The 23,796-nt window shown below is 33.0% G+C and carries 21 protein-coding genes; 6 read left to right on the top strand and 15 right to left on the bottom strand.

The annotated features are described in order from the left end of the window. The first annotated feature begins 37 nt into the window (after positions 1-37). Together AC0L6O_RS14100 and AC0L6O_RS14105 are read left to right on the top strand one after the other, a co-directional pair. Positions 38-1,297, top strand: coding sequence for a polysaccharide pyruvyl transferase family protein (locus AC0L6O_RS14100; protein WP_473303230.1), 1,260 nt, complete (start codon positions 38-40; stop codon positions 1,295-1,297). A 274-nt stretch (positions 1,298-1,571) separates the two neighbouring features. Beyond that, on the top strand, positions 1,572-3,017 hold the full coding sequence (locus tag AC0L6O_RS14105) for a carbon starvation CstA family protein (protein ID WP_473303232.1): 1,446 nt from the start codon (positions 1,572-1,574) through the stop codon (positions 3,015-3,017). Positions 3,018-3,365: 348 nt separating this feature from the next. Here AC0L6O_RS14105 and AC0L6O_RS14110 read toward each other — a convergent pair whose 3' ends face one another. Then, positions 3,366-3,713, bottom strand: coding sequence for a GIY-YIG nuclease family protein (locus tag AC0L6O_RS14110; RefSeq protein WP_473303234.1), 348 nt, complete (start codon positions 3,711-3,713; stop codon positions 3,366-3,368). Between the two features lie 177 nt (positions 3,714-3,890). Here AC0L6O_RS14110 and AC0L6O_RS14115 point away from each other — a divergent pair, with 177 nt between their 5' ends. The 4 genes from AC0L6O_RS14115 to AC0L6O_RS14130 all read left to right on the top strand — a co-directional run bounded on the left by AC0L6O_RS14115 (position 3,891) and on the right by AC0L6O_RS14130 (position 6,457). Continuing rightward, positions 3,891-5,120 (top strand): tyrosine-type recombinase/integrase, encoded by a 1,230-nt coding sequence (locus tag AC0L6O_RS14115; protein ID WP_473303236.1) that lies wholly within the window; start codon positions 3,891-3,893, stop codon positions 5,118-5,120. 213 nt (positions 5,121-5,333) lie between these two features. Continuing rightward, positions 5,334-5,570, top strand: a complete 237-nt coding sequence (locus AC0L6O_RS14120; protein WP_473308527.1) for a transposase — start codon at positions 5,334-5,336, stop codon at positions 5,568-5,570. Positions 5,571-5,689: 119 nt separating this feature from the next. Beyond that, on the top strand, positions 5,690-5,884 hold the full coding sequence (locus AC0L6O_RS14125; protein ID WP_473303237.1) for a hypothetical protein: 195 nt from the start codon (positions 5,690-5,692) through the stop codon (positions 5,882-5,884). A 27-nt stretch (positions 5,885-5,911) separates the two neighbouring features. Continuing rightward, on the top strand, positions 5,912-6,457 hold the full coding sequence (locus tag AC0L6O_RS14130) for an integrase core domain-containing protein (protein WP_473303239.1): 546 nt from the start codon (positions 5,912-5,914) through the stop codon (positions 6,455-6,457). Between the two features lie 123 nt (positions 6,458-6,580). On the opposite strand, the gene AC0L6O_RS14135 is transcribed toward AC0L6O_RS14130, so the two are convergent. The 14 genes from AC0L6O_RS14135 to AC0L6O_RS14200 all read right to left on the bottom strand — a co-directional run bounded on the left by AC0L6O_RS14135 (position 6,581) and on the right by AC0L6O_RS14200 (position 23,792). Further along, positions 6,581-7,204, bottom strand: coding sequence for a methyltransferase (locus AC0L6O_RS14135; protein WP_473303240.1), 624 nt, complete (start codon positions 7,202-7,204; stop codon positions 6,581-6,583). A gap of 34 nt (positions 7,205-7,238) precedes the next feature. Next, positions 7,239-9,476 carry a glycosyltransferase family 4 protein gene (locus tag AC0L6O_RS14140; protein ID WP_473303241.1) on the bottom strand — a complete coding sequence of 746 codons (2,238 nt, stop codon included), beginning with the start codon at positions 9,474-9,476 and terminating at the stop codon, positions 7,239-7,241. 2 nt (positions 9,477-9,478) lie between these two features. Beyond that, complete coding sequence (locus AC0L6O_RS14145; RefSeq protein ID WP_473303243.1) at positions 9,479-10,429, bottom strand: radical SAM protein; 951 nt, start codon at positions 10,427-10,429, stop codon at positions 9,479-9,481. After that, positions 10,419-11,495 carry a hypothetical protein gene (locus tag AC0L6O_RS14150; protein ID WP_473303244.1) on the bottom strand — a complete coding sequence of 359 codons (1,077 nt, stop codon included), beginning with the start codon at positions 11,493-11,495 and terminating at the stop codon, positions 10,419-10,421. The genes AC0L6O_RS14145 and AC0L6O_RS14150 overlap by 11 nt, the downstream gene beginning before the upstream one ends. Beyond that, positions 11,473-11,988: a hypothetical protein gene (locus tag AC0L6O_RS14155; RefSeq protein WP_473303246.1), complete on the bottom strand. Its 516-nt coding sequence runs from the start codon at positions 11,986-11,988 to the stop codon at positions 11,473-11,475. Before AC0L6O_RS14155 ends, AC0L6O_RS14150 begins: the two co-directional genes overlap by 23 nt. Before the next feature lie 82 nt (positions 11,989-12,070). Further along, positions 12,071-12,574: a hypothetical protein gene (locus AC0L6O_RS14160; protein WP_473303248.1), complete on the bottom strand. Its 504-nt coding sequence runs from the start codon at positions 12,572-12,574 to the stop codon at positions 12,071-12,073. Positions 12,575-12,579: 5 nt separating this feature from the next. Beyond that, positions 12,580-13,047, bottom strand: coding sequence for a hypothetical protein (locus tag AC0L6O_RS14165; protein ID WP_473303250.1), 468 nt, complete (start codon positions 13,045-13,047; stop codon positions 12,580-12,582). Between the two features lie 253 nt (positions 13,048-13,300). Continuing rightward, on the bottom strand, positions 13,301-13,642 hold the full coding sequence (locus AC0L6O_RS14170) for a hypothetical protein (RefSeq protein WP_473303251.1): 342 nt from the start codon (positions 13,640-13,642) through the stop codon (positions 13,301-13,303). 345 nt (positions 13,643-13,987) lie between these two features. After that, positions 13,988-15,301 carry an McrC family protein gene (locus AC0L6O_RS14175; RefSeq protein ID WP_473303253.1) on the bottom strand — a complete coding sequence of 438 codons (1,314 nt, stop codon included), beginning with the start codon at positions 15,299-15,301 and terminating at the stop codon, positions 13,988-13,990. Then, entirely contained in the window at positions 15,298-17,412 is a 2,115-nt protein-coding gene (locus AC0L6O_RS14180) for an McrB family protein (RefSeq protein WP_473303254.1), read from the bottom strand. Before AC0L6O_RS14180 ends, AC0L6O_RS14175 begins: the two co-directional genes overlap by 4 nt. Before the next feature lies 1 nt (position 17,413). After that, positions 17,414-19,813: an AAA domain-containing protein gene (locus AC0L6O_RS14185; RefSeq protein WP_473303255.1), complete on the bottom strand. Its 2,400-nt coding sequence runs from the start codon at positions 19,811-19,813 to the stop codon at positions 17,414-17,416. A gap of 67 nt (positions 19,814-19,880) precedes the next feature. Beyond that, positions 19,881-20,579 (bottom strand): hypothetical protein, encoded by a 699-nt coding sequence (locus AC0L6O_RS14190; protein ID WP_473303257.1) that lies wholly within the window; start codon positions 20,577-20,579, stop codon positions 19,881-19,883. Positions 20,580-20,592: 13 nt separating this feature from the next. Continuing rightward, positions 20,593-22,554, bottom strand: a complete 1,962-nt coding sequence (locus tag AC0L6O_RS14195) for a DUF2779 domain-containing protein (RefSeq protein WP_473303259.1) — start codon at positions 22,552-22,554, stop codon at positions 20,593-20,595. Between the two features lie 92 nt (positions 22,555-22,646). Then, positions 22,647-23,792, bottom strand: a complete 1,146-nt coding sequence (locus tag AC0L6O_RS14200; protein ID WP_473303261.1) for a hypothetical protein — start codon at positions 23,790-23,792, stop codon at positions 22,647-22,649. Positions 23,793-23,796: the final 4 nt, after the last annotated feature.

Genomic DNA, 23,796 nt, shown 5'->3' on the forward strand with positions numbered 1-23,796 from the left:
CTAATCAACTTTTAAGCCTTGTATGAAATAAAAAAATATGCAAACACGTAGAGATTTTATAATACAAACGCCCTCCATAATTGGTTTAATATTAGGGATTAATGCCTGTACTTTTGATGATAAGGCTAAGAAAAGGATTTTGCTTCGTTCATCTTGGCAAACTGTCAACATCGGCGACATCGGACACACTCCTGGTGTATTGGCTTTGCTAGAAAAACACCTCCCAGATGTAGAGGTCAGATTATGGGCAAGTGATGTAGGTAATGGTGTAAAAGAAATGCTCTTAAATCGTTTTCCTGGCTTGGAAATTTTTACACGAGAAGATGAGGTTTCGCTAGAAAGAGCTTATAAAGAGTGTGATTTCTTCTTACATGGCTCTGGTCCTTATTTGGTAGTGGCTAATGATGTGGAAGATTGGGCAGAAAAAACGGGGAAACCTTACGGAGTATTCGGCATTACTTATAATGAAGGAAACATGTCTCCAAAGGTTAACATTCTGCTAAGCAATGCAGAATTTGTCTTGTTTAGAGACTCATTTTCTTTAGGATATGCTAAGGAAATTGGAGTCAGTTCTAAAGTCATGTCTTTTGGCCCAGATGGAGCCTTTGCTGCTGATGTTAAGAATGACGAAGCCGCGGATGCCTTTTTGTCAAGTCATGGTTTAGAAAAAGGTAAATTTATGTGCGTGATTCCTAAATATCGATATACACCATATTGGTTAATTCCATCTAAAAACAAAGCCCTTGATGAGGAAAGAGACGCCGTAAACCAAGCAAATAAAGAGCACGACCATCTGCAATTAAGAAAGGCCATAATAGCTTTGGTAGAGCAAACAGAAATGAAAGTTTTGATTGTTCCTGAAGATGAAACTCAGGTGGCTATTGGGAAAGAAATGCTTTACGATCCCCTTCCAGAAAACATTAAAAAAAATGTAGTCTGGCGTAATAAATATTGGCTAACTGATGAAGCATTGAGTACTTACGCACAATCTGCTGGGATATTTGGGAATGAGCAGCACTCCCCTATCATGTGTATTGGAATGGGCATTCCTGCCATAGTCTGCAGATGGGAACAGCAAACAAGCAAAGGAATAATGTGGCGAGACATAGGTTTGGGTGACTGGCTTTTTGATATGGATAATGAGGCTGAAGTCGCTGGTATTGTACCTGCAGTTTTAGCTATTGCTCAAAATAATGAAGAAGCCAAAGCCAAAGCTTTGAAGGCTAAAATGGTAGTAGAAAGTTATCAAAAAGAAAACTTAAAACTATTAGAATCTGAAATAGAAAAGCTAGCCTGAAGTAATGCTTAAGCTAGAGCTTAGCATGTAACTTTGTTAAAAAGAAGTATTGAAAGAAACTTTGCTTTAGGCTTGAGCTTCTTTTAGATAATCACAGCTAATTTTGAACAGTTCAGCCTACCTTAGTAGAGGTTTTGCTTGCAGCAGCCAGCATAGGAATTCTTGAGTTTTACTTGTTTCCCTTAGCCAAGATGTTAATTTTTTGTGCCATGGAGTCTGTGGCAAGAAAACTGTTTGTCTATTAGCTAATTAATTTTAAATATATTCAACCCTCATGTTAAGCTTCTTAATATCTATAGCAGTACTAATTTTAGGCTATTTTCTTTACGGCAATATGCTGGAAAGAATCTTTGGTGTCAATGAAAACAATGAAACACCTGGCAGCAGCCTTGCCGATGGAGTCGACTTTGTGGTTTTACCAAACTGGAAAGTGTTTTTGATTCAGTTTTTAAATATAGCTGGCTTAGGTCCCATTTTTGGAGCTATATCAGGAGCTATGTTTGGTCCCGTAGCTTTCCTCTGGATTGTTTTCGGAAGTATCTTTGCTGGGGCTGTGCATGACTATTTTTCAGGAATGCTATCGCTAAGGCACGGAGGAAAAAGTATAAGTGAGGTTGTTGGAATTTACTTAGGAAGAAATACCCAACAGCTCATGAGAGTCTTCACTGTATTGTTGTTAATATTTGTTGGAACCGTATTTTTGGTTGGTCCTGCAAAAATATTAGATGGTATGACGGATGGTTTCCTGTCAATCTGGGGCTGGGTCGCTATTATTTTGGTTTATTATTTCTTATCCACTTTACTGCCTATTGATAAGGTTATTAGTAAGGTTTACCCAGTTTTTGGTGTAGCTATGCTTTTAATGGCGGTGGGTTTGTTAGGCGTATTACTCGTTGGTGATTACCATATTCCTGAGCTAACATATGACAACCTTAGAAATATGAGCTCTAAGCCAGCTGAAACGCCAATATTTCCGATACTCTTTGTGACCATTGCCTGTGGAGCTATTTCTGGATTTCATTCAACACAGTCTCCTCTCATGGCACGCTGCATGGGAAATGAAAAATCGGGTAAAGTGATTTTTGCAGGAACCATGATAACGGAGGGGATAGTTGCCTTAATTTGGGCAGCCGTATCTATGACCTTCTTTGGTTCGGTAGAGGAATTGAATGGGGCGATGGCTTTAAATGGAAACAATGCAGCTTGGGCTGCGAACGAAATCTCTTTACAGATGCTTGGTTCATTTGGTGGAGTTTTGGCCTTATTAGGCATTGTTGCAGCTCCTATAACATCAGGAGACACCGCCTTCCGCTCAGCAAGACTTATCATTGCTGATGTGTTTAATGTTTCTCAAATCAAATTCTCAAAAAGGCTCTTATTAAGTCTTCCCTTATTTGCAGTAGCAGTTGCCTTAACTCAAATTGAGTTCGGAATTATATGGCGATATTTTGCATGGAGTAATCAAACTTTAGCAACCATTGTGCTCTGGACCATTACAGTTTACCTAGTCAAAAGCTCTAAGAACTATTGGGTGGCTCTAATTCCAGCAGTATTTATGACAGCGGTGTGTTCCTCTTATATCTTAATAGCTCCTGAGGGGTTTTCGCTGGATTCTTCCCTGGCCTTCACCGTTGCTGCAGTTTTTACCTTGCTTGTATTGGTTTGGTTTGTGGTTTCCAGCAAAAAAATAAAGGAATCTAGTGATGGGAGGAATGGTTAAATAATAAATTATAATTACGCTAACTTCCTTAATCTAATTGTAGTTAAAAAATAAAACGAACGACTGTTCGTGGTAAAAAAAAACGACCAAAAGAATAAACTATGTACTCTTGAGGCAAAATCACTAAAGCCTTTTGAGTGATGTCTCGTCCTGTATATCACTTTATATAATTATTCAAAAACACCTGAATAGCTCCGGAATAAAAAAATTTACTTCTTTGAAACGAAAGTATGCAGATGTTGTCCATTTTTTTATTCGTTCACCACATGGATTCGAACCATGGACCACCTGTCCCGATAGGTATCGGGAGAGTCAAGTACTATCTAGTTTCAAGTTTAATTCTATCTATCAGCTCATTATATTTAGCCAGATTACGAATATATTTTGAGTTTTTCGGGTTTTTATTTTTCTCTCTAATCTAATGGCGTGGGCGTAATTCGTTACATCTATCTTTAAAAACAGTTCCCAGTCGTTAGTTGCTGAAGTGTATTTGTCTTTTCCATATGTGTGTTCATTATGTTTCATAATTCTTTCTATGAGATTTTCTTGGCAGGCACCGGTGTAGAACCTTTTAAGTTTAGGCGAAAACAAGATGTAACAGCAAATATCCATTGAAAATAAAACTATAAAAAAGGCATAAAAAAACCTCAACCGTAAATAGTTGAGGTTTTGTGGGCCCACATGGATTCGAACCATGGACCACCTGATTATGAGTCATATTTATTTACTTTCCTTTGTTATCCTTTTATTTTCTTTTCTTCTTATTATCAATGTTTTATGTAAATTTATTTTCTGATTGTTTCTTTTGTTTATAGCTTTACATATCAAAATGTATGCAAATGGTATGCAAATGATATTTAACCCAAACACAAGATGCACAATATAGTTACTCAGGTTATTCTAGACAAAAGGTTTCGGAAACAAGATTTGACATATGCCGTAAAGCTTCGATTGACCTATAATAGAAAACAGAAACTTTACCCGATTAACATATCGCTTACTGAAGAGGATTGGGAGAAAACTCTGTCCGAAAAGCCACGAGGAAGAATTAAGGAACTTCAATTAAACTTTAGACTTTTTGAGCAAAAAGCAAATAAAGTTCTTGCTGGAATGGACTCATTCGACATTAAAATTTTTGAAAAGAAATTTAACAGTAAGCCTTCAAACCAACAAGATGTTTTCCATTTTTTTGAAACTTATATAGAACAGCTTAGAAGTCAAAAAAGAATTAATACAGCTGAGAGTTATCAATGTGCCTATAGAAGCATTCGTACTTTCTTTAATTCGAAAAGAAGCAAGTACTTGCCATTTTCGAATATTGATTCAGAATGGCTTCATAACTATGAAAACTGGATGTTAGAAAACGGGAAAAGTATCACAACCGTTGGTATTTATCTTCGTAGTCTTCGGGCAATCTTTAACAATGCAATTGAAGAGGGAGTAGTTACTAAGGAAGGTTATCCTTTTACAAAACGAAGATATGTAATACCAGCTGGGCAAAATATTAAAAAAGCTTTGAAATTAGCAGAAGTCAAAAGGATAGTTGATTTCGAAACCACAAGCATGGATGAAGAAAAGGCTATAGGCATGTGGTTGTTTAGTTATTTATGTAACGGGGCTAACATGAAAGATATAGCACGGCTTAAATGGCATGATTTAGATTCAAATAAGATAACTTTTGTACGGGCGAAGACTGCTAGAACCACCAAGCAAAGTACAAAGCCAATAACGGTTATGCTTATTCCCAAAATAGAGGAAATTATTAATAAATGGGGTATACCATCTAAGAATCAGGCCGAGTTTATTTTTGGTGTTTTAAATATTGGTGATGGAGCGGAAGAGGAGTTTAAAAAGATTCGTCAATTCGTGAAAACTACAAATTTGCATATGAAAAGGATAGGAATAGAGCTTAAGTTTGATTTAAAACTAACGACCTATTCAGCAAGACATACCTTTGCTACGGTTCTTAAAAGGTCTGGTGCCCCGATGGAATTAATATCAGAGAGCCTTGGGCATAAAGACCTACGCACCACTGAGAATTATTTAGACAGCTTTGAGGATGATGTGAAGCAGAAGTATCAGAATATGTTGCTGGATTTTTAAAAGTTTGGTACATCTTCTTGAATAACTTCAAATCCCTGCAGCTCCTCGAGATAAGACCTCAAACAACTTATTACTAAGTAGTTGAGGTTTTTTATTTGCATTTTAGTCCGTATTTAGTCCGAAGCAAGTGTAGCCTTCCCTAAAAATGTAGCCTTCCCTAAAAACCAGACAGTTTAAAAATAGAAAAAGTAACTAAATTTAAACTGATATGAAATAAAAAAGTTTACGGAAAGTCAAATGGTAAAGGCCATCAAAGAAAATCAGAATGGCCGTTCTGCTGAAGAAATCAGCAGAGAATTGGGGATTAATAAAGCTACATTTTACAATTGGCGAAAGAAATATGCAGGGATGGAAGCCAGTCAATTCAAAAGGCTCAAAGAGCTAGAAGAGGAGAATCGGAAGTTGAAGCAGATGTATGCTGATTTAAGTTTAGATAATGTTATGCTATAGGATGTTATCGCAAAAAAGTGGTAGAGCTCTCTGCTAAAAAAGAGATAGTAACTTATCTGAGAACTCACTATAAAATCAGTATCGAAAGAAGCTGTAAGGTGATAAAACTTCACCGTTCAATGTGGTACTATCGAAGCAAGAAAGATGATTCAGAGGTAATTGAAAAACTCAATCAATTAGCTGAATCACATCCAACCAGAGGTTTTGATGAATACTTTGGTAGGATTTGGCAGCAGGGCTTAAAATGGAACAGAAAACGAGTTTTAAGGGTATATCGAGCAATGAAACTAGGATTGCGTAGAAAACGTAAGTAAAGGCTTCCTACACGAACAAAACAGCCGTTGGTACAACCAATTAGCCTAAATCAAACGTGGAGCATGGACTTTATGAGTGACTCACTATTTGACGGAAGAAGAGTTCGTGTTTTTAACGTCATTGACGATTGTAATCGCGAGGCTTTGGCAATTGGAGCGGGTGTCAGTTTTCCCGCCTTTAGAGTTATAAGAGTTTTAAGTCAACTAGAGGAAGAAATAGGTCTCCCAAAAATAATCAGATGTGATAACGGACCTGAATTCATTGCTCACTCATTTAAAAACTGGTGCAAGCAAAAGCAAATAACGATTCAGTACATCCAGCCAGGCAAGCCTATGCAAAATGGATATATTGAGAGGTTTAATAGATTTTTTAGAGAAGATATTCTAGATGCGTATTGGTTTGAAGATTATCAGCATTTAAGAATTTTATCAGAAAAGTGGCGTCAAGACCATAACAACAATCATCCACATAAATCATTGGATGGGAGAGCTCCATGCCAATTTAGAAATCGAGTTCCTCGGGAGCTAGCTCCCGAGGAAAAAGGAAGATTAAAAGATTATTTGTTAATTTAAACTCTGTCTGAAAAAAGGGAAGGCTACAGGTTGTTTAGTCCGTATTTCTGGCAACAACGAAGCTATGCGATCGGACCTGCCGATAGGCGGGCTGGCATATAGCTGTGTGTTGTATGTTTTTTTTTACTTCGATTTGTTCAAAGTGCTTCTAACCTCGTAAACATTATAAGTTTCATAAGAGACATTGTTTTTAGCAATGATTTTGAAGGTCATTTCATTTTCATTAATTAAGGTTTCAATGAAGTTTTTATTTTTTGTGGTATATAAGATATATATTTTACTTTTAGGATGAGTGAATTTTTTACATTGTTTGATAAACTCAGTTATGGTTTCACCATTTTTGTCAAATATTGATTTTTGAAGAATAGTGTCAGGTTGCTGAAAAATTAACGGCGGATTGAAATAGATAAAGTCAAATAAAATATTTGGAACGCTTTCAAATAAATTGCTCTTAAATATAGAATAATTTGTTACCCCGTTTCTATCTAAATTCTTTTTTGAAAGTTCTACAGCAGTTGAATTTATGTCGCATCCAAATAAATTTAAGTTATTATATTTTTTTGATAAATAGATTATATTGAATGCTGACCCGACACCCATTTCAATACAATTTGCATTGTCTTTTGCTTTTAAATTCTTCGCAAAAAATATTGAACAATTTGTAAATTCTGGCGAAAAAACATTATTGTTATTTTCAATTTCTATATCTTGATATTTGAAAAGTTCACCATTTACCACTGATAACATATTTGTCAAAATTTTCGTAACAGGACTTTCAAGACTATAATTCTGCATATTTTTCAATGTAATTCTCAATGATTGGAATTGTATTTTTTAGTTCTTTTTTAACATTTGACAAACCCATTACATCAATCCATTTCTCAAATAAAATTTTATCTATTGTGCCAATTATTTTGTCAACTATTGGTTCTTGATTATCGGATTTTATGTAATGAACTTTATTTAGAAGAGTTTTGAAACTGGAAATTTGTCTTATGTGGTAAATAGCACCAATTTCATAACCATTGTATAAATTTTGTAGGTAATAATTATCTAAATTTTCGTTATGTTTTATTTCATTTTCAATAAAAACTCTCTTTGCCGTATTGCTGGTTTCTGCCTCCAAGTCTTTTAATAGTATGTCGATATATTGAATACGAAGTTCTTGTCTAATATTTGTAAACTTCAAAATTTGAGAGATGTCAATATTTAATTTATTTGAGTTTATGAAGAAATCATAAAAATTGAAATCATTTTGATTTTCACAAAGTTTTATAAATTGCTCAGGTCTTTTTTTAGACCCCTGCACTATCCAATTCTTTTTAATTTTAAAAGCAATAACTAAAAACAAAATAGCACTTCGTAATTCAATTGTAGCTTGAATGAAATACTTTTCAATTATTAACTCCTTGGATTTTTCAAGATATGTGTTTGCTTGGTTTATATACTTTTTTATTAAAATCGCTTTAACTTCTTCTGTCTGCCTTGATGATTCGTTTAAATTAATAATAGAACTTATCAATGAATCTGATTCATAAAGTGGTATTGCCTTCCAAAAATATTCACTCAAATAATTTTCAAAAAGTAATTCAGTTTGATTAGCGATGCTTTCAGAATTTAGAATAGCATTTGCTTTTAAGTTATTTATATAGTGAATATTGACATTTATATTTGAATAAGAATAAAATTCCTCCTTTTTGTCGGTATCACCAATACATAAAAAATCAATATCGCTACCAGACCAAGAATTGCCTTTTGCAATACTACCAGCAATTGCAACATTTTTTGTATTGTTAGATTTGCTTACTTCTCCGCCAATTTTATAAGCTAATTTTAGCAATTCATTATTTCTGTATTTTTTTTCATTGGGATTCAATACCATTAATGTTTTGCTAATCGTAGTTGCCCACTTAAAAAATGTAGTTTTTTTTATGTTTTGATTTGAAATTTTATTTCTTAAATCTTCATTTAATAATAGTGTTTCCAATTTGTTTGTAAGCTCTTGTACATTTTCGCCATTATAGAAATAACCATTTTCACCATTTACAAAATATTCATTCAAGGCGTCTTGGTGTGTTGTAACTATTGGCAAACCTGTTGCCATTGCTTCGATAATAGCAATTCCTTGACTTTCGTAATATGAAGATTGAACATAGATTGTTGAATTTTGATAAATTGAGTTAATTTCTTCTTGGGAAATAAAACCAATTATTTCAATATTATTTTCAACTTTATATTTTTGAATTTGTTCTTGAATAAATCTAAAATAAGTATCGTCATAATAATCTCCTCCAATTATTTTTAGATTTACATTAAACCCTGAATCAATTAGATTTCTTATTGCTTGAATTATTATGTCTAACCGTTTTTGTTTAGTTATTCTTGCAACTGTTGAAATTATAAATTTGTTCGAAGCAATATTTGCATTGAGTTGTGTATTAAAAAATATTTCGTTTACTCCATTTGGAATTACAATAATTTTTTTCGTTTCAATTTTATATTTTTCAATAATATCATTCTTCTCTGCACAACTTAGGGCAATTATTTTAGTACAACTATTTAATAAAATCTGTTCTTGTTCTAGAATGTAATCAGGGCAAACAAAATCAACATATTTAAATTTCGCAAAAGCAAGTAAATGAGGCGTATGTACCCAATGCGATTTAATGTTTTGTAAGCCTATGCCTGATGTCCAATGATGCGTATGTAATATATCAAAAGAGTTGATTGATAAATATTCACTTAGAGAATTTGTAAATGAAACTCCTTCTTCATAATCTCTAATCATTACATCGTTACTGCTTGAATAATTGAAAGGTAGAAATACAACCTTAATATTTCTAATTGTAGTTTCAAGAAATGAGAAGTTATCATTTTCATTTCTTGTAATAACTGTAATAAAATATTTACTATTATTCTCAATAGCTTTTAAAATTTCAATAAAATTTATACTACCTCCGTCTGATGGCGTTAAGAGGTCATGTGGAACCCTTTTACTTTTTACTATGCAAATCTTCATGATTATTTAATTTTGGGAATTCTCACGGTAGAACCACACTCACATAATTTATGAGGACATAAAACGGATTGAGGAATTTGAAAAAGTGTAGTGTCGAAAATATTCCCAATACTACCTAAGTCTGGTTTGCATAAGGCTGAATATACACGACCATCATTGTCAATGAAAAGTGTATTTGCTCCTGTAAAACAAGTCCAATTATAAAAAGAATTAAGTTTATTTTTAATTATCAAATCAATATTTGAAATTTTCTTTTTAACTACTTCATTATTGTCTGTTTCTAAAATAAATTCTCTTAAATCGCCCCAATTATTAACTTGATCAAAATATTTTGTTTCAAAATCTATTAAATCAATTTCTAAATTTTTTGTATTACGAATTCTTTGAACTGCAACTGCTATATTTTTATTTTTTGCATTTAATTCCTTTAAACTAGATAAAACACTTAATATTTTTTCACTGCCTTTTTCATCAAGCATAATTTTCACCTGTACTTCTACCTTAGAATCTAAAAGCACTTTCAAATTATTTATAAATCTTTGGGGTGAAGCACTTTCCCAATGAAAAGAAGCTACTAAATAAAATTTTGTATCACTATTGTTGGCTTCATTTGCAAGATTGGAATATTTTTTTTGATTACTTGATAGATTGGTAACTATACGAATTGATTTTACCTTTTCAAGTTTAATTGCATTGGCAATGAATTCTTGAAAATTAGGGTGTATAGTTGGTTCGCCTCCTGTAAGGTTTAATCTTATATTCTCGTTAGGAACTATGCTTTCTAATTTTAATAATGCTTGTAATAACGAATAATTGGTTGCTTGAAATGATTTGGGGTTATGCCTGTGTGGAGGACAATAAGAGCAAGAAAAAGAGCATCTTCTCGTAATCAGCCAATGTATTTCATAAAACACTTGGGAATTGTCAATATGACTTATTTCTTTAATTCTCATTTATCAAATCAATAATTTCGTTAGGATTGATGGGGGTGTAAACATTATTTAAAATTATCAAATTTTTGATTACTTTAAACAGTGCTAAAAAAGCTTGATAGTAAATTTCATTTTGTTCTTCGCTTAATATTAAAGAACCATTTGCATATCTAATATTTGCTTGGTGTGCTTTACTAAAATTTAATTTCGAGAATATTTTAATCGCTTCATCTGGTGAAACTCGTTTTATGCTAAATGGTAAATCAATATCGTTTGTGATAATTATTAATGCGTCTAAAACAATTGAAAAATTGATTGGTGTATTTTGTATTGTTTTTCTGTATTCGGAAAAATCTACCATTAGCCTCCTTTGATTATAAAAAGGATTGTCCTTTTCATAAAATTCCGAATAAAATATTTCTGAATTTTCTTCAAATGAAGGAAACATTGATTTTACTGTTCTATGATTAAGCTGGTTAAATATTTCATTAGGTACAATTATTTGAGAATTAGTAGAATTAATAAAACCAAAGTCTTCCCAAATTAATATACCATCAAAATATTTATCAAGTAAATCAAATAAAGTAGATTTACCTGCACCTGAATCACCTGTAAGGGCAATATTTTTATTTTGAATACGAAGACAGCCACTATGTAAAGTTAAAATATCTTTTTTGATGAGTGCGTTAGCACAAATTGCACGGTACGAGATTTTTACATTTCCATAAAAATCATTGTTTAATGAAATTATTGAGTTTAAATCTTTATTGTAATACCTGTACTGTTCAAAGTCATATTTTTTTAAAATGCTGTCATTATTGTGATTTTCAAAAAATATTATCTCTCCACCCTGTGGAGTAGAATTTGATTCGCTACTTTTAAAATTTAGCTTCCAAAATTCTTTTAAATGAGGATAGTTAGTAAGTAATCTAACCGAAATACTATAATTCGAATCGCCAATTATTACGTCTGTTGCTGATATTGACTTAGTATTGTTAAGACAAAAATTTCTTAATGTTTGGAATTCCTCCAATTCCAAACATTCAAACAATAGAGTATTTGCATTAATTGGATTGTAATTTTTCATTTTTAGACTTGGTTATTAATTTATCAATTGCTGCCTCCAAATCTTTATGAAAAATTTCAAAAGGAGTTTGTAAGCTTTCTATAGAATGATTATAATGTTTCGATATGATAAATTCAACATCTTCTTTACTACCGAATTTACTGCCAATATTTATAACCTTATGTGCTACGAATGCCGGAATAAAATAGGATACTCTTTCTTTCAATAAATAAAGCTCAAAATTTTCAGAGTTCACGTCGCAAGTTATAAGTAAGGCGTAGCCTTTTAGTAAAAAAAACTCTTCGCCTGCAAAGTCTGGGTAGTGATAATGATTGCCCCTAAACTGGTTTTCTAAAATGTTTTCATGTTGCACCTGCATACCATTTGCCATTTTGCTTAGGTCAGATGGATTATATCTAAATGCAACTTGCAATACACCTTTTGTATTTGCGTATACTTCTAAGGTATTTATTTTAATACCCAGCTTGCTTTGGCTTGGTTCTATATAAATCATAATGGTATATGTAAGGCTTTGTCTTCTGAATCTAATTTTACTAACAACTTCATTATTTCAATTTTGAAATCTTCTCCATTTCCTAGAAACGAATGTTTTTTTCTAATTTCAAAACAAAATTTTTTCTAAATGCAGGTATTTTTAGCATTGCTTCTGCACCGTGAATATAATAATCACTCCAAAGACTTTTTAATGATTTGTCGCCTTGTTTGTTGCAAACAAACCAACAATCTAATACAAGATACCAATATGAAGAAACTAACCTGTCTTCTTTTTGGTCAGGAATCCAGCCTGTTGTTTTAAAGCTATTCTCAAACCTATGAAATATTTGATGTAACTCTTTTTGAAAATCTCTATGAATAAGGATTTTGTTTACTTCTCTATTTTCGTTGATTTGCAAATAAATCGAATAAACAACTCCTGCCAAACCAAAACCAGAAAATAATGAATTTATAAAGCCAAATTGGTCACCAAACTGGCCTCTAATGGTTGCGTCTGTAATAAGAAATGGAGCAACAAACCAATTTGCTAACCATAGAATGAATATTACTATTGATAAAATTATTGTAGTTTTTTTTACATTCATTTTCGTCATTTTTTTTTATATAATCCCAACACCTCAGGTCTTACAGCAGATGTTTCCATTTTAACGGCCATATCACCAGTAGTTCTAGCAAGGAAACGCCCCATATGCCCTGAGTCAAAGTAATTTAAAGGCTGGTTTCGCTGTGCACTTAAGCGTTTATCCAACTCTTTCAGATCCATTCCTTTTACAACTGCCTGACTAAAAGGGAGTCCGGGTGCCTTTTTATTAATTAATTCACCAAAATCTCTATATATTAATTTAGCAGTTTTTTCGGTTGTCAGATACTTAATATTGCCTGCTGCATTTTGAATATGAATTCCATCATTTAAACCATTTAGGATTAAAAAATCTGTAAACCAATCCGTACATACAGCCTCTACTATTTCACTTGCTCCAATTATTTCACGAAGATTATTTGTATCAAAAATGTAGGATTGAATGCCTTGAACAGTTAGGCCATAGATGTGATCCATAATCAGTTTTATAGGGTTGGTAAATTTCAGGCTCTCAATTATTAAAGTAAAGGTTACTAACCTTGTGGACTTTATAAGTTTGAGAATGGAAGTTATTCCAATTCATTGAGAGCATCAAATACCACCGAGAAAATAAATGGTTTATTTATTATTCGGTCATTTTAGCTTTGCCTATATCTGATAAAACATTATAGCTAATATAACACACCTATTGAGCAGATTTACCTTTAAACAAGAACCAATTCCTCATATGCTAACTACACTTCATCCCCTTAATTATTGCATAGTCAGCTGGCTCCAAAATAGTCACTATGAAAGAGCCTTTATTTGAATCTAGACTTAGCATATAGGGTAAAAAGTGATGATAATTATCTCTATTAAGTGAGCCACAACTTTTAAGCAGTATACATATTAACTCATTTTCTTTTTCGCCCCTAGCATGGAACATTAGCGGTTTAAATCTATCTCCAATCTTTTGAGCTACCTTGCCCTTTACCAGTACACAATTCTCGAAATACTTGATGGCTTTTTTCGGCCCCATAGAATCAAAAACGGTATAGTAAACACTAATTGTTATTGGAGTCTGTTTTGCCATTTTTATTGCAAAACTGAAGCTCAAAAAGGTCCTATGCAAAAAATGCTAAGAACTTAACCATTACTTGTACTTGTAATTTTCCATAAGGCCTAACAGCTTAAATATTGTAGCCTTCCTTAAAATCAAACAGCAAACGATAGGAATAGAAAAAGCTGAAAGAAATGCTTCACTAACATTTTGGATGGAGTTCATTTAAATTTGACCTAGAAGAGGATGGAGTGGAAGAAGTAAATAAAAGATACCGTATCAAACGTTACAATTATCATAACTTCTTCCCCCTTTAAAGTATCCTGATTAGCAATAGTGAGGTTTTGAGCTTAACAAAATATAATATAAACCGAAGCCTTACTTCTCTGCTGCATTCAAATCTCTTTGATGTATTACATTTTTATTTTCCTTCCATGCATTGATATTTTCACAAATTGTTTTCTGCCATACCTTAACATCCTTTACAACTCCAATAGAGATAACGCTGCATTCCTCATTGCTCAAGCCCTTTGAATCATTAGAGATATGATCATAATATTGTCCAGATTGGTTTCTATTTTCTGTTCCAGGATATACTAGAGCTACTTTCTTTGCCCCATAGTATTTCATGTACACAAACATTTGTCTTAAATCTTCGGATGCTGGATTATACCCATTTAAGCTTTTCCATTTGGTATCTAATACAACACAATCTTCCTTTCCTTTATTCAGGACAATGTCGGGCTTCATTTTACTGGTGTATCCAGATATCGGTTTCCAAAAATTCTTTACGTTTTGAGCTGCAATACTGGTGATATTTGCTTTGTCTTTTCGTAAACTCACATAAACAAACTTCTCCCATAGTACATTCATGTCAAACATCAACGCCAATACATTATTAGCCCCTCGGTTCAGATCCGGGTGATAATTCAGAAGAATGAGCTTGGCTATTTCCAGTGCATTTCTGTATAATTCCGTTTTACGGTCAAATACTATTTTATCAAAAACTGATTCAGTTATTTTGATATCGTACATTTCAGGGAAATCAAGTAATAAAGCACCTAGTCTGCTATTCAATTGCACATTGGTATTTATATAGCTCAATAACTTCAAGGCTTTGTAAAGAATAGCATGAAGATCATGCTCTTTGTTGTATGCACTATGCCTTACATAAAATCGCTCTTGATGTACCAAGTTTTGACTAATATGTTTGGCAAATTGAATACTCCCTTTTAAAGCTGTTTTATTACCTTCCGTTTTTCGGTATTTTTTCACCAATCCTCTATGAAACAAATACTCAACTTCTTTAATAAAAAGTTCAAAGTAAAGTTCAAGGATAGAATTAGAGCGTAAACTTAAATTACTGTTACTAGAAGCATGGATATCAAACATTCCTACTACATGTAGCATGGAAATAAGCACATTTCTCCAAGATTTCTTCACTTCTTCATCAGAAGAATTAGCCCTGTCAGCTTTAGGTAGTACTTCAATAACCGTTTTACCAACTTGAATAACTCCAACGAACTCATTGAAGCGAACTCCATGATGTATCAAGGAATAGTAAGGAACGCCAATTTCTCCATAGAACAACTGCAAGGTTTTTAATTGCTCATCAGTAAGTCTTTGCTCACCTCGGTCTGTGCGAAGGCTCTCGTGTTCAAATACCGTGATATGTTTTTTCCCCTTGTTCAATTAGTTGTTTTGCGTTGTAGGTTATTCAATGCTTCTACAAATAGCTCATCACTCATTTCTTGTATGTTTTTAAGGTGATAAACTTTTCTTTCAACCAAAGGACTGCTATCATAGTCTTCAAATGGAGCAAAGAAGTCTTCGTCTAAATAATTGTCTTTGATGTCAAAGAATTTGGATCCGATAACCAATCCGATTTTACCGTAATCACCAAAAAAATATTCTTGTAGTAAAGGAACTATCTTATTTTGGAAAGCCGCTTTCAAGCCCTTTAAACCTTCTACAGATAGGAAGTAACTATGACCTATCATGTGGTCTTTGTCTAGTAACTTCTCAATTCGTTTATTGATATTTTCTAAAAGAGCTGATAGTTCAATACCATCAACCATACCGTTTTCTGCTTTACCTTCTGTTCTTATTAATTCTGGTTTTGGAGGCATTTCAGTAAAGCTGAATCTTCTTCTGAGTGCCATATCTAATGCCTCAACACTTCGGTCTGCGGTATTCATTGTTCCTATAATATAAACATTTGGAGGCACTCCAAACCAATCTTTGCTATATGGCAATTGTACCCGAATCGCTTCTGGATTACCCAATCGCTTGTCTTCTTCGATTAAGGTGATTAATTCTCCGAATATTTGCGATACATTACCTCGGTTTATTTCATCAACAATAAGCACGTAAGGCTCTCCAATCTTTCTCTTGTAGTCTTCCTTTTTCAAGGACTTAACAACTTGCACTTTATCATCCCAAGAATATTTTCTAATCTCTTTTGGTACTTCTTTAGATACTAAGTTATTCTTTCTAATAGCGTTTAGTACCGACCAATTTGCAGTGGAATTACTTCCACCTATTATTGACCTGAATTCTTGGTCAATATTGTTTATATCTGCTAAATCGGAAAATGCAGCATGAAGCTTTGAAAGTCTCTGTTTAGAAACAGGATAGGTATTGTCCTTACCCGGATGTTTAATAATGATATTACCTTGTTGTGAGATACCATCCACAACCACTTTACCACCATTTTTCGTGGCCAATTCAATCGTTTCTTCTGAGGCTAAGTTTTCTTCAATCTCCTGAACGAAGTTGTCAAAGGCTAATGAAAAGTCGAGTACATTTTCAGTAGCAACAGACTCTTCCTCTTTGGCTAATGAAAAAGAGGCTTCAATACATAGCATTTTAAAAATACCATCTACCACGCGGTAAATAACAGGATCACCTTCCTGAGATGGTTCTATAGGTTTTATCCCTTCAATAAAGTCTTCATAACTCATGCTTTGATGGAAAGTGGTAAATACAATTCGACCAGCTTCTATTTTCTTTTCAAAGAGGTCATTTACTTGGTCTCGAGTCAAGTTGCTCAAATCTTCTTCTAAAGCCTCTAATGCAATATTTATAGTATTATATGTTTTACCTGTACCAGGAGGACCGTAAAGAATTTTATTCAAGTTTTTCATTTTGTCATCCATGTCGTGAAAATTAGATATATCAGGCTTTAAATTCGTTAACCTGAAAAACTCAGTATTCTTTTTAATTCCTTCAATACAATACTCACATTCTTTATTTTTAACTTGGCGAATTTCAAGGTTCTTGAAATTCGCCTCTGTTGTCCTTAAGGTTTCGTTAAAATTTGTCTTTATCAAATCTTCGAATTTTGAGAAACTTGTCCAAAGTTGTTCGAGTGAATCGAAAGCTGTAATGCAATCAACAGTAAAGTATTTTTGAACAGATGCTTTTTTAGATTGCTTAATTTTAAAATCCCCTGTAAGTTTTGCTTTAACAGTCGCTAAAAAAGCTGTTTTAAACAATTCTAAATCTTCTACAACTTTTACATCTCCTTTATAATCCAAGTAATGTTGAAATCCGAAATAAATCTCAGTTGGAGAATTAATAGTAAAAATGAAACTAGCTGGGTTAAAAGGGACTCTAATTTGATAGTTTTGTTCCCAATATGAATAACCGAAATATTTTGAATTTTCTGATCCTTGAAAATAACGGTTGAAGTTTTTCAGACCCCAGCTTTTTCGTGAGAGAAAGGGAGTGCCATTTGTTTTGTAGTTGAAATATAACTTATCAAAAACGAATCTTTCAAAAGTGTTAAAGGTTATTTCCATATTACAATAGGGTTAATCTTATTTCCTGACCTTCTTTTATTAAATCTGAAAGTAATTGCCTTTCGCCATGACACCAGCTAGGGTCACAGACGATTACAAGGTTCTTTTTAGCCCTACTTACAGCTGTGTTTATGAGATTTAGACCACGGGAAATGTTATTTTTAGAATCAGTAAACCATTTGTCAGAAAATGGGTCAGCCACACTTAAAATTACAGTATCCCATTCTCTTCCTTGAGACCCATGAACCGTCAATATATTTAAATCTCCCCTTTCGTTAGGCATCACCTCCCCTAGTTTACTTCGTTGCTTTGTGTAAGGTGTCAATATGGTATACTCCGGATTTACTTGCTCACTTTTTAATTTAGACACGAACTCTCGTATTAAATAAGCTTCATTTAAAGAAGTCCTTCTGGTATCAGTATTACTACTCTTGGCCTGAATAAAGCTTATTGTTGTATTACCATTTTGACTTCTTGATTCAAACCCATCTGAATAAACATGAGTCTCAAGTATTTTACTGAGATTAGCCCCAAACCTATGCGTATACTTTAGATTTGTTTTGACCATAGTTTGCCCACTATACTCATGACCTTTAAGATATATTTCTTGTGTTTCTTGCTTATTTTTTTCAAAAAGAGATTCCAAATAAATACATGTTTGAGACCAAATGAATGAATCTCCATAGTCTTCAGGCTTATTCCTGATATCACCGTCATTAATTTCACTTACTGGAGGCAACTGCTTGTGATCACCTAAAAAAGTTATAGGCACATCATTAATAAAAAGTGGCAATGTCTTCGCTATATTAGCGTAACCTGCCTCATCTAAAAAAATATGTGAGGCATCTAAACTGTTCTGCTCTTCTTTATACACTCCAATGTAATAATCTAATGTACAAGCTGTTATCAACGTATTTTGTAACCTAAACTTAGTGCCTCTAGATTCAATATCTTCTTTCTGCTCATTTAATTCTTTTATAATTTCGTCAGGGTTTGCATTTTGATAGTCTTGGCTCAAGGCCGAAGTAATTGCGATGTTATTACTCATTTCATTCACCCTTCCCAAAAGGTCGCTCTTTAGCTTTATTACATTAGAATCACGAAGCTTCTTCGACATCTCCTTCAATATCTCATCATGCTTCAGTCTTTTCTTAGCATCATTAATAATCGAAACATTTAGAGCACTATATTTTTTCACATCATCCTTAAGTAAAATTATCTGAGATTTTTTAGCCTTCTCCTCATCTCTGAGCCCTAATAATTCTGTTGAAGCCACTTTTAGTTTCTTAAACAGATTTTGTATCTCTTCTTCTAATGGGTCATTCTTTGATTCAAATATTCTTGAAATTTTTCGGAAAAGGCCATTTTTTTGCTCTACCAAGTTTCTTTTATCCCGCTCTAAAGTACTAATATGGCCCTTTAGAATATTAATGGTATGACGGGTATCATCTAATTTCTCTTCATTAATCTCTATAATTGTTTCTAACTCTTTACATTTATCTTTATTGATTAGGATAGAATCTAGAGAAGCAACTGCAGACTTAAAGTTTTCCAACTGTCTACAATCCTCGTTATAAGTTTTGATTTTTTTAGCTAGTACAATTTGTTTCTCAATTCCTTTTATCTTTTTCTGAATACCTTTCTCTTCACATACTTCAGGATATTTTTCAGCAAATTCTGAGGTTGGAGTTCCCAGTCTTAAAATCTTTTCCCTTGAAATACCAGCTTTATCGGTCATATTGATAACGCCTTTTAAAACCTGCTCAATGGCATTATTAGTGGGTGCTAAAATTATTACCTTTTGCTTTTTCCTTACATAGGCCAACAAGGCATAGGACAATACGTATTGGGTTTTTCCAGTCCCAGGTGCCCCCCAGATATATGAAAAAGAATTTTCAAAAATTACTTTAAGAGCATTTCTTTGATGTTCGTCAGGTTCTGGAATCCCAGGGAGGAAGTTGGTAGCATCTTCGTGTAACAAATCGGATTTCGCAATAGGAAGCTTTAAATTATCTCCTTTAATTTTATAGAAATCAATTACCCTTTGGACTAGAAACCTCAAGTTGGAAATAACTAATATATCCTCCTTATTTAAAGAATGAAACTTTGACAATAATGTTGGAATTGGCTTTATGACTAAATTCCTTTTATCAGCATCGTATTCAACAACCTTAATACTCTCGTTCCTATAGATTTGGCCAGTTCTTATTAGTTTAAACTCTAGTGTCTCCGTATCAAATAACTTAGCTGAAAGATTAAGTATAAAGTTGTCTTTTGTGTCTCCTGCAGCTTTTATTGAGTTAACTCGAACTTCTTGAATTCCTTTATTCTTTTTTTCAAGGAAACTTAAGTATTGTTTCGAACCAATTAAGGCGAGTTGTGTAATTTCGTCTAATTCCATAGAGTTTGATAAGTTTTTATAAGTGGTCTTTTTGAAATTCTATATATGTCCAGATACCAGCAATGCCTTACTGATTGGACGGTTTATCTACTTTTTTACTGGCATATGTCCTAATAACATCATATATCCTGTTCAGAAAAAGAGTGAAAACTATTCGAACTAAGAGAAACTGAAAAAAGAACATCATTAAAATGCCAATCCATACGCTTTTAAAGAAATGAATATCGCTAAAAAGGTATAGAAAAAATATCTGCACAATAAGGGTCAAAACTAAAATGTTTGATTCAAAGGCATCATTTCTATTTTCCATACTTTCTGGAGCTGCTTCATTCACCATTTCCGTTAATTGAACATCATCAACTTCTTGTTTACCTATTCTTTTAAGAATGTTATTTAGGGTTGAAATCATTTTTTGTATATCCTTATAGCTCGCCTTTTCTAGGCTTTCATGGAAATTCATATGAAATTTCTTTTGATACCAAAATTCAAAGCTACCTCTAGAAATTAAACCTAGAATAGATGGCAGAAGAGCAGAAAACAATAGCCAAAAAAGAAAATACAGTATTATCGGAATTATGAACTGGCGGCTTTCAAAAAAGTCAAATATTGTTTTTAAATCTATGCTATCTGGGATTACTACTACTCCATTGAAAACAGAAGTATAAAACATGTAGCCAAAACTCATATTACACAGATAATGAATAAACAATAATGGCTTTTGAGAGGTAAAGTCGAGATACTCCAGCAAATCAGAAATACTTTTCATATTTAGCTCTTTGTTAATCTACTATCTCTTTCAGATGTTCAAATATCATTACCATTGCAAGGGTATCTAATTCACAATACTTATATAATGCATTTTGTATAGCTTCTGACTCCTCATTTGACATATCAGTATATTGTAACTTCGCATAAGCAATTAGAGCAGCACCTCCATCTGCAATGTCTTCAATCTCAGATAGTGTAGTATCTAAATCTTCGCCAGACCACTCTTGAAAGACAGGTGGGAGACTCTTGTATGGATCTATTGGTTTATCTTCATCAAATTCAAGCCACCTATGATTTAAAGGAAGATTTAAACTTGATACTTCTATCTCCGATATTGGTTGGGAGTATTTTTCTTTCAGAAAGCTACTTGTTTCTAGTGAAGCAGGTAAATAGCTTTTAATTGAATTTGAGCCTTTTGTAAGAGGATTGTAATAGTAGTTCTTTATCCAAACCCATAGGTCGATCATATCTCTTGGTCCAGACTTCCAAGGAGCACTAACTTTACCAGTAGGGTGAGTAATACTCTCTATAAATTCAATCAGTTCTAGTTTATCATCTAATGAAGAATCGATTAATTGAACTCTTATTTGATTTAGTACTGTATTTTCATGATTACTGTATCGAAAAATAGAGCCGTCATCAGTACATAAAGCGGCCTTTAGTTTCCTTACGAAATCAAAGTTTGGAAACACTCCTTTTTCAGCATTGATATACTGGTCTTTATGTTCAATTTTTCCGTCTTCATAATAAACGTGATGTGAGAACTGAAATGCTATTTGTTCATACGGTCTTTGGCCTACTGTAAAAGGTAAAGCTACTGTTGATGTCTCAAAGTCAATAAAATGAAGCGGGTATATCAATGAATCTATCTGGTTCTTCAATTCATCATTAAAAACCTCATAACTGCTATCCGAATTCAACTCCTTTTGTATTTGTAACCATTGTCTATAAGTACGAGTAATCTTATCAGGTTCTTCTTTAAGCTTGAGTGTCTGCTCGTCTAACTGGTCTTTAAAAAGCAAGTTCTCGGTAAAGAGTATTTTGTCTCTCAAATCCCAAATGTCTAAGATATTAGGTCTTTCAAACTCTTTAGCTGTCCATCCTTCAACTTTTGTAAAACACTCTTCAAAACCAGATTTTAAACCATTACTCTTTGCTAGGACATTGGCTTTGAATTCGCACTTTTTACATGTTGATGAAATAGGCCACTGGCTAAAAATATCATTCTCATAGTTATATGAGAGTAATTGAACTGCTTCTTCAAAAGTTTTATCATCCAAGCATAAGTGCCTACCGTTTATGATATTTTCTACTATGTCTGTAAGTAGGACTTTTATCAAAATAGAATCTCCAGTATCTGAAAAGTTCTCTACTAGCTTTCTTATCCCAGTCCGATTACCTTCTGTTTTGGTAATCCTAAACATTTGGTTTAAGCCATTTATTGATGCTTGCTTGGTTTTGTCAGTTAAGAACAAATTGGAATCAATTATGAAATTTGGGTAACACAACTGCATAACATATTTCTGAAATGCAACATCAAATAAGTACGGTTCCCATTTGGAAATCAAATCACCATTAGCTTTTAGGAAAGCTTCATTAGTTCCGTTGCAAGACTTTGCTTTAACTTCGATTAACTCTATGTGTTTGCCTGTCTTTTTCAAGATATCAACTCGGATAAATAGGTTATTATACTTAAAAGCTGCCTCATAAATAATTACATTTTCTTGCTCAAGCAGTTCTTGAGTTTTTAGCCAGAGTTCTTCATAATCATAGGCCTCAGAATCTTCCTCTATCAACACGCCATCTGGATAATGCATCCTAGCATATTCTTCTACCTGAAAGCCACCTTGAGCCAGAGCCAATAGAAAAGTGTCCTCGTTTTTAGTATTAGCGTATTCTGACTTCTTAGTATAAAAATTTTTATTTGGGCATTCTAAACCTAGTTTAAAGCGGGATTTAGTTAGTAATTTCATGGCTAAAATTATACTTACAATATTCTAAAATCTATATAAAACTCTATTTATTTTGATGCATAGGCTTTAATTTCTTATTGATTTTTTTGAATCTATTCATCCAATGCAATTCTAATTTCCTTTTCAACTGATTCTAATAGTTCAATTATGCTCTTCTGGCTTTTACTTCCATCCTCATCATTCCTGATACCATTAACCAATAATTCATATTGATCCTCAACATCTTTGGCTATTGACAGACTATCTTGTTTTACTACCCATATTTGTTTACGAGTTTTACTAATTATATTTTCAATTTTTGATAATCTATTGTCATACTTATTGGGACTTTTTTCTTTTATTTCTCTAGAAGTCTTCAAAAAATTAAATAACGCATTTTCGGAAATCTTTATTAGGTCCGGTTGACTAGTCAAATTGCCTTTTTTGTCCTTATGTTCGTCAATAACTTCATAATATTCTACAATAAGTTTATCAAGTAGATTTTTCACCTCAACAGAAACAGGCTGGCTGGTGGTATTATCAAGAATTTCACTAGCTAAATCAAGAGCATTTTTACATACCGAATTTATTTTCTTTACCTCTTTATACCTTTTTGAACCATGATTGTCTTGAACGGAATATAGATTTTTAAACATTGAAGACACATATTCCATGGAGTTTTGATATCTACCAAATACAGTCCCCGAATCATGCGAAATAAATTTCTGAAAGGAGTTAAAAACCGCTAACCTATTCATCTTTAAAATCTTGTCAATATTCCCACTATTAGGGGTACGTCTAAGAATATTAGTTTGTACTGGTTTTGAACGCTCTATCTCGTAATATTTTTTTAGTAAACCTGAGTTAGTTTTAACATCTCTAATAATCTCTTTTAAGTCAAAATGAACAAGCCTTAAATTATCTTTCAAGTATTTATCAGCTTCAGCTCTTCTTAATTCTTCATCATCCTTGCGGTTTTTTACATTTTGCAAATATTGTAACCTATTTGCCTTGAACTGAATCCAAAAAGCAAGAAAAGTAATAATAACACCTGCGAGGGCAATAAATGGGTTCATTATTCCACCTATTGTGTCACCAATTTGGCCTGTCTGCGAAAAATCATAACGAATATCTTTCGCTGGATCAACAAGATATGAAGGTGCAAAAAATGAAAAAATGACTAAAATTACAGCTACAAAAATGCAAAGGATTGAAAACCAATTCCAGACAGTTAATTTTTGAATTTCTTTTTCTTCCATAATT

Source organism: Arcticibacterium sp. GJ41-1, from assembly GCF_055808875.1.

Coding starts and splice junctions, on each gene's coding strand:
- AC0L6O_RS14165 (WP_473303250.1), bottom strand. CDS start 13,047: ATGGATCACATCTATGGCCTAACTGTTCAAGGCATTCAATCCTACATT.
- AC0L6O_RS14195 (WP_473303259.1), bottom strand. CDS start 22,554: ATGAAATTACTAACTAAATCCCGCTTTAAACTAGGTTTAGAATGCCCA.
- AC0L6O_RS14140 (WP_473303241.1), bottom strand. CDS start 9,476: ATGAAGATTTGCATAGTAAAAAGTAAAAGGGTTCCACATGACCTCTTA.
- AC0L6O_RS14115 (WP_473303236.1), top strand. CDS start 3,891: ATGCACAATATAGTTACTCAGGTTATTCTAGACAAAAGGTTTCGGAAA.
- AC0L6O_RS14190 (WP_473303257.1), bottom strand. CDS start 20,579: ATGAAAAGTATTTCTGATTTGCTGGAGTATCTCGACTTTACCTCTCAA.
- AC0L6O_RS14110 (WP_473303234.1), bottom strand. CDS start 3,713: ATGGTTCGAATCCATGTGGGCCCACAAAACCTCAACTATTTACGGTTG.
- AC0L6O_RS14105 (WP_473303232.1), top strand. CDS start 1,572: ATGTTAAGCTTCTTAATATCTATAGCAGTACTAATTTTAGGCTATTTT.
- AC0L6O_RS14100 (WP_473303230.1), top strand. CDS start 38: ATGCAAACACGTAGAGATTTTATAATACAAACGCCCTCCATAATTGGT.
- AC0L6O_RS14135 (WP_473303240.1), bottom strand. CDS start 7,204: ATGTTATCAGTGGTAAATGGTGAACTTTTCAAATATCAAGATATAGAA.
- AC0L6O_RS14145 (WP_473303243.1), bottom strand. CDS start 10,429: ATGAGAATTAAAGAAATAAGTCATATTGACAATTCCCAAGTGTTTTAT.
- AC0L6O_RS14125 (WP_473303237.1), top strand. CDS start 5,690: ATGTGGTACTATCGAAGCAAGAAAGATGATTCAGAGGTAATTGAAAAA.
- AC0L6O_RS14200 (WP_473303261.1), bottom strand. CDS start 23,792: ATGGAAGAAAAAGAAATTCAAAAATTAACTGTCTGGAATTGGTTTTCA.
- AC0L6O_RS14185 (WP_473303255.1), bottom strand. CDS start 19,813: ATGGAATTAGACGAAATTACACAACTCGCCTTAATTGGTTCGAAACAA.
- AC0L6O_RS14155 (WP_473303246.1), bottom strand. CDS start 11,988: ATGATTTATATAGAACCAAGCCAAAGCAAGCTGGGTATTAAAATAAAT.
- AC0L6O_RS14180 (WP_473303254.1), bottom strand. CDS start 17,412: ATGGAAATAACCTTTAACACTTTTGAAAGATTCGTTTTTGATAAGTTA.
- AC0L6O_RS14170 (WP_473303251.1), bottom strand. CDS start 13,642: ATGGCAAAACAGACTCCAATAACAATTAGTGTTTACTATACCGTTTTT.
- AC0L6O_RS14160 (WP_473303248.1), bottom strand. CDS start 12,574: ATGAATGTAAAAAAAACTACAATAATTTTATCAATAGTAATATTCATT.
- AC0L6O_RS14150 (WP_473303244.1), bottom strand. CDS start 11,495: ATGAAAAATTACAATCCAATTAATGCAAATACTCTATTGTTTGAATGT.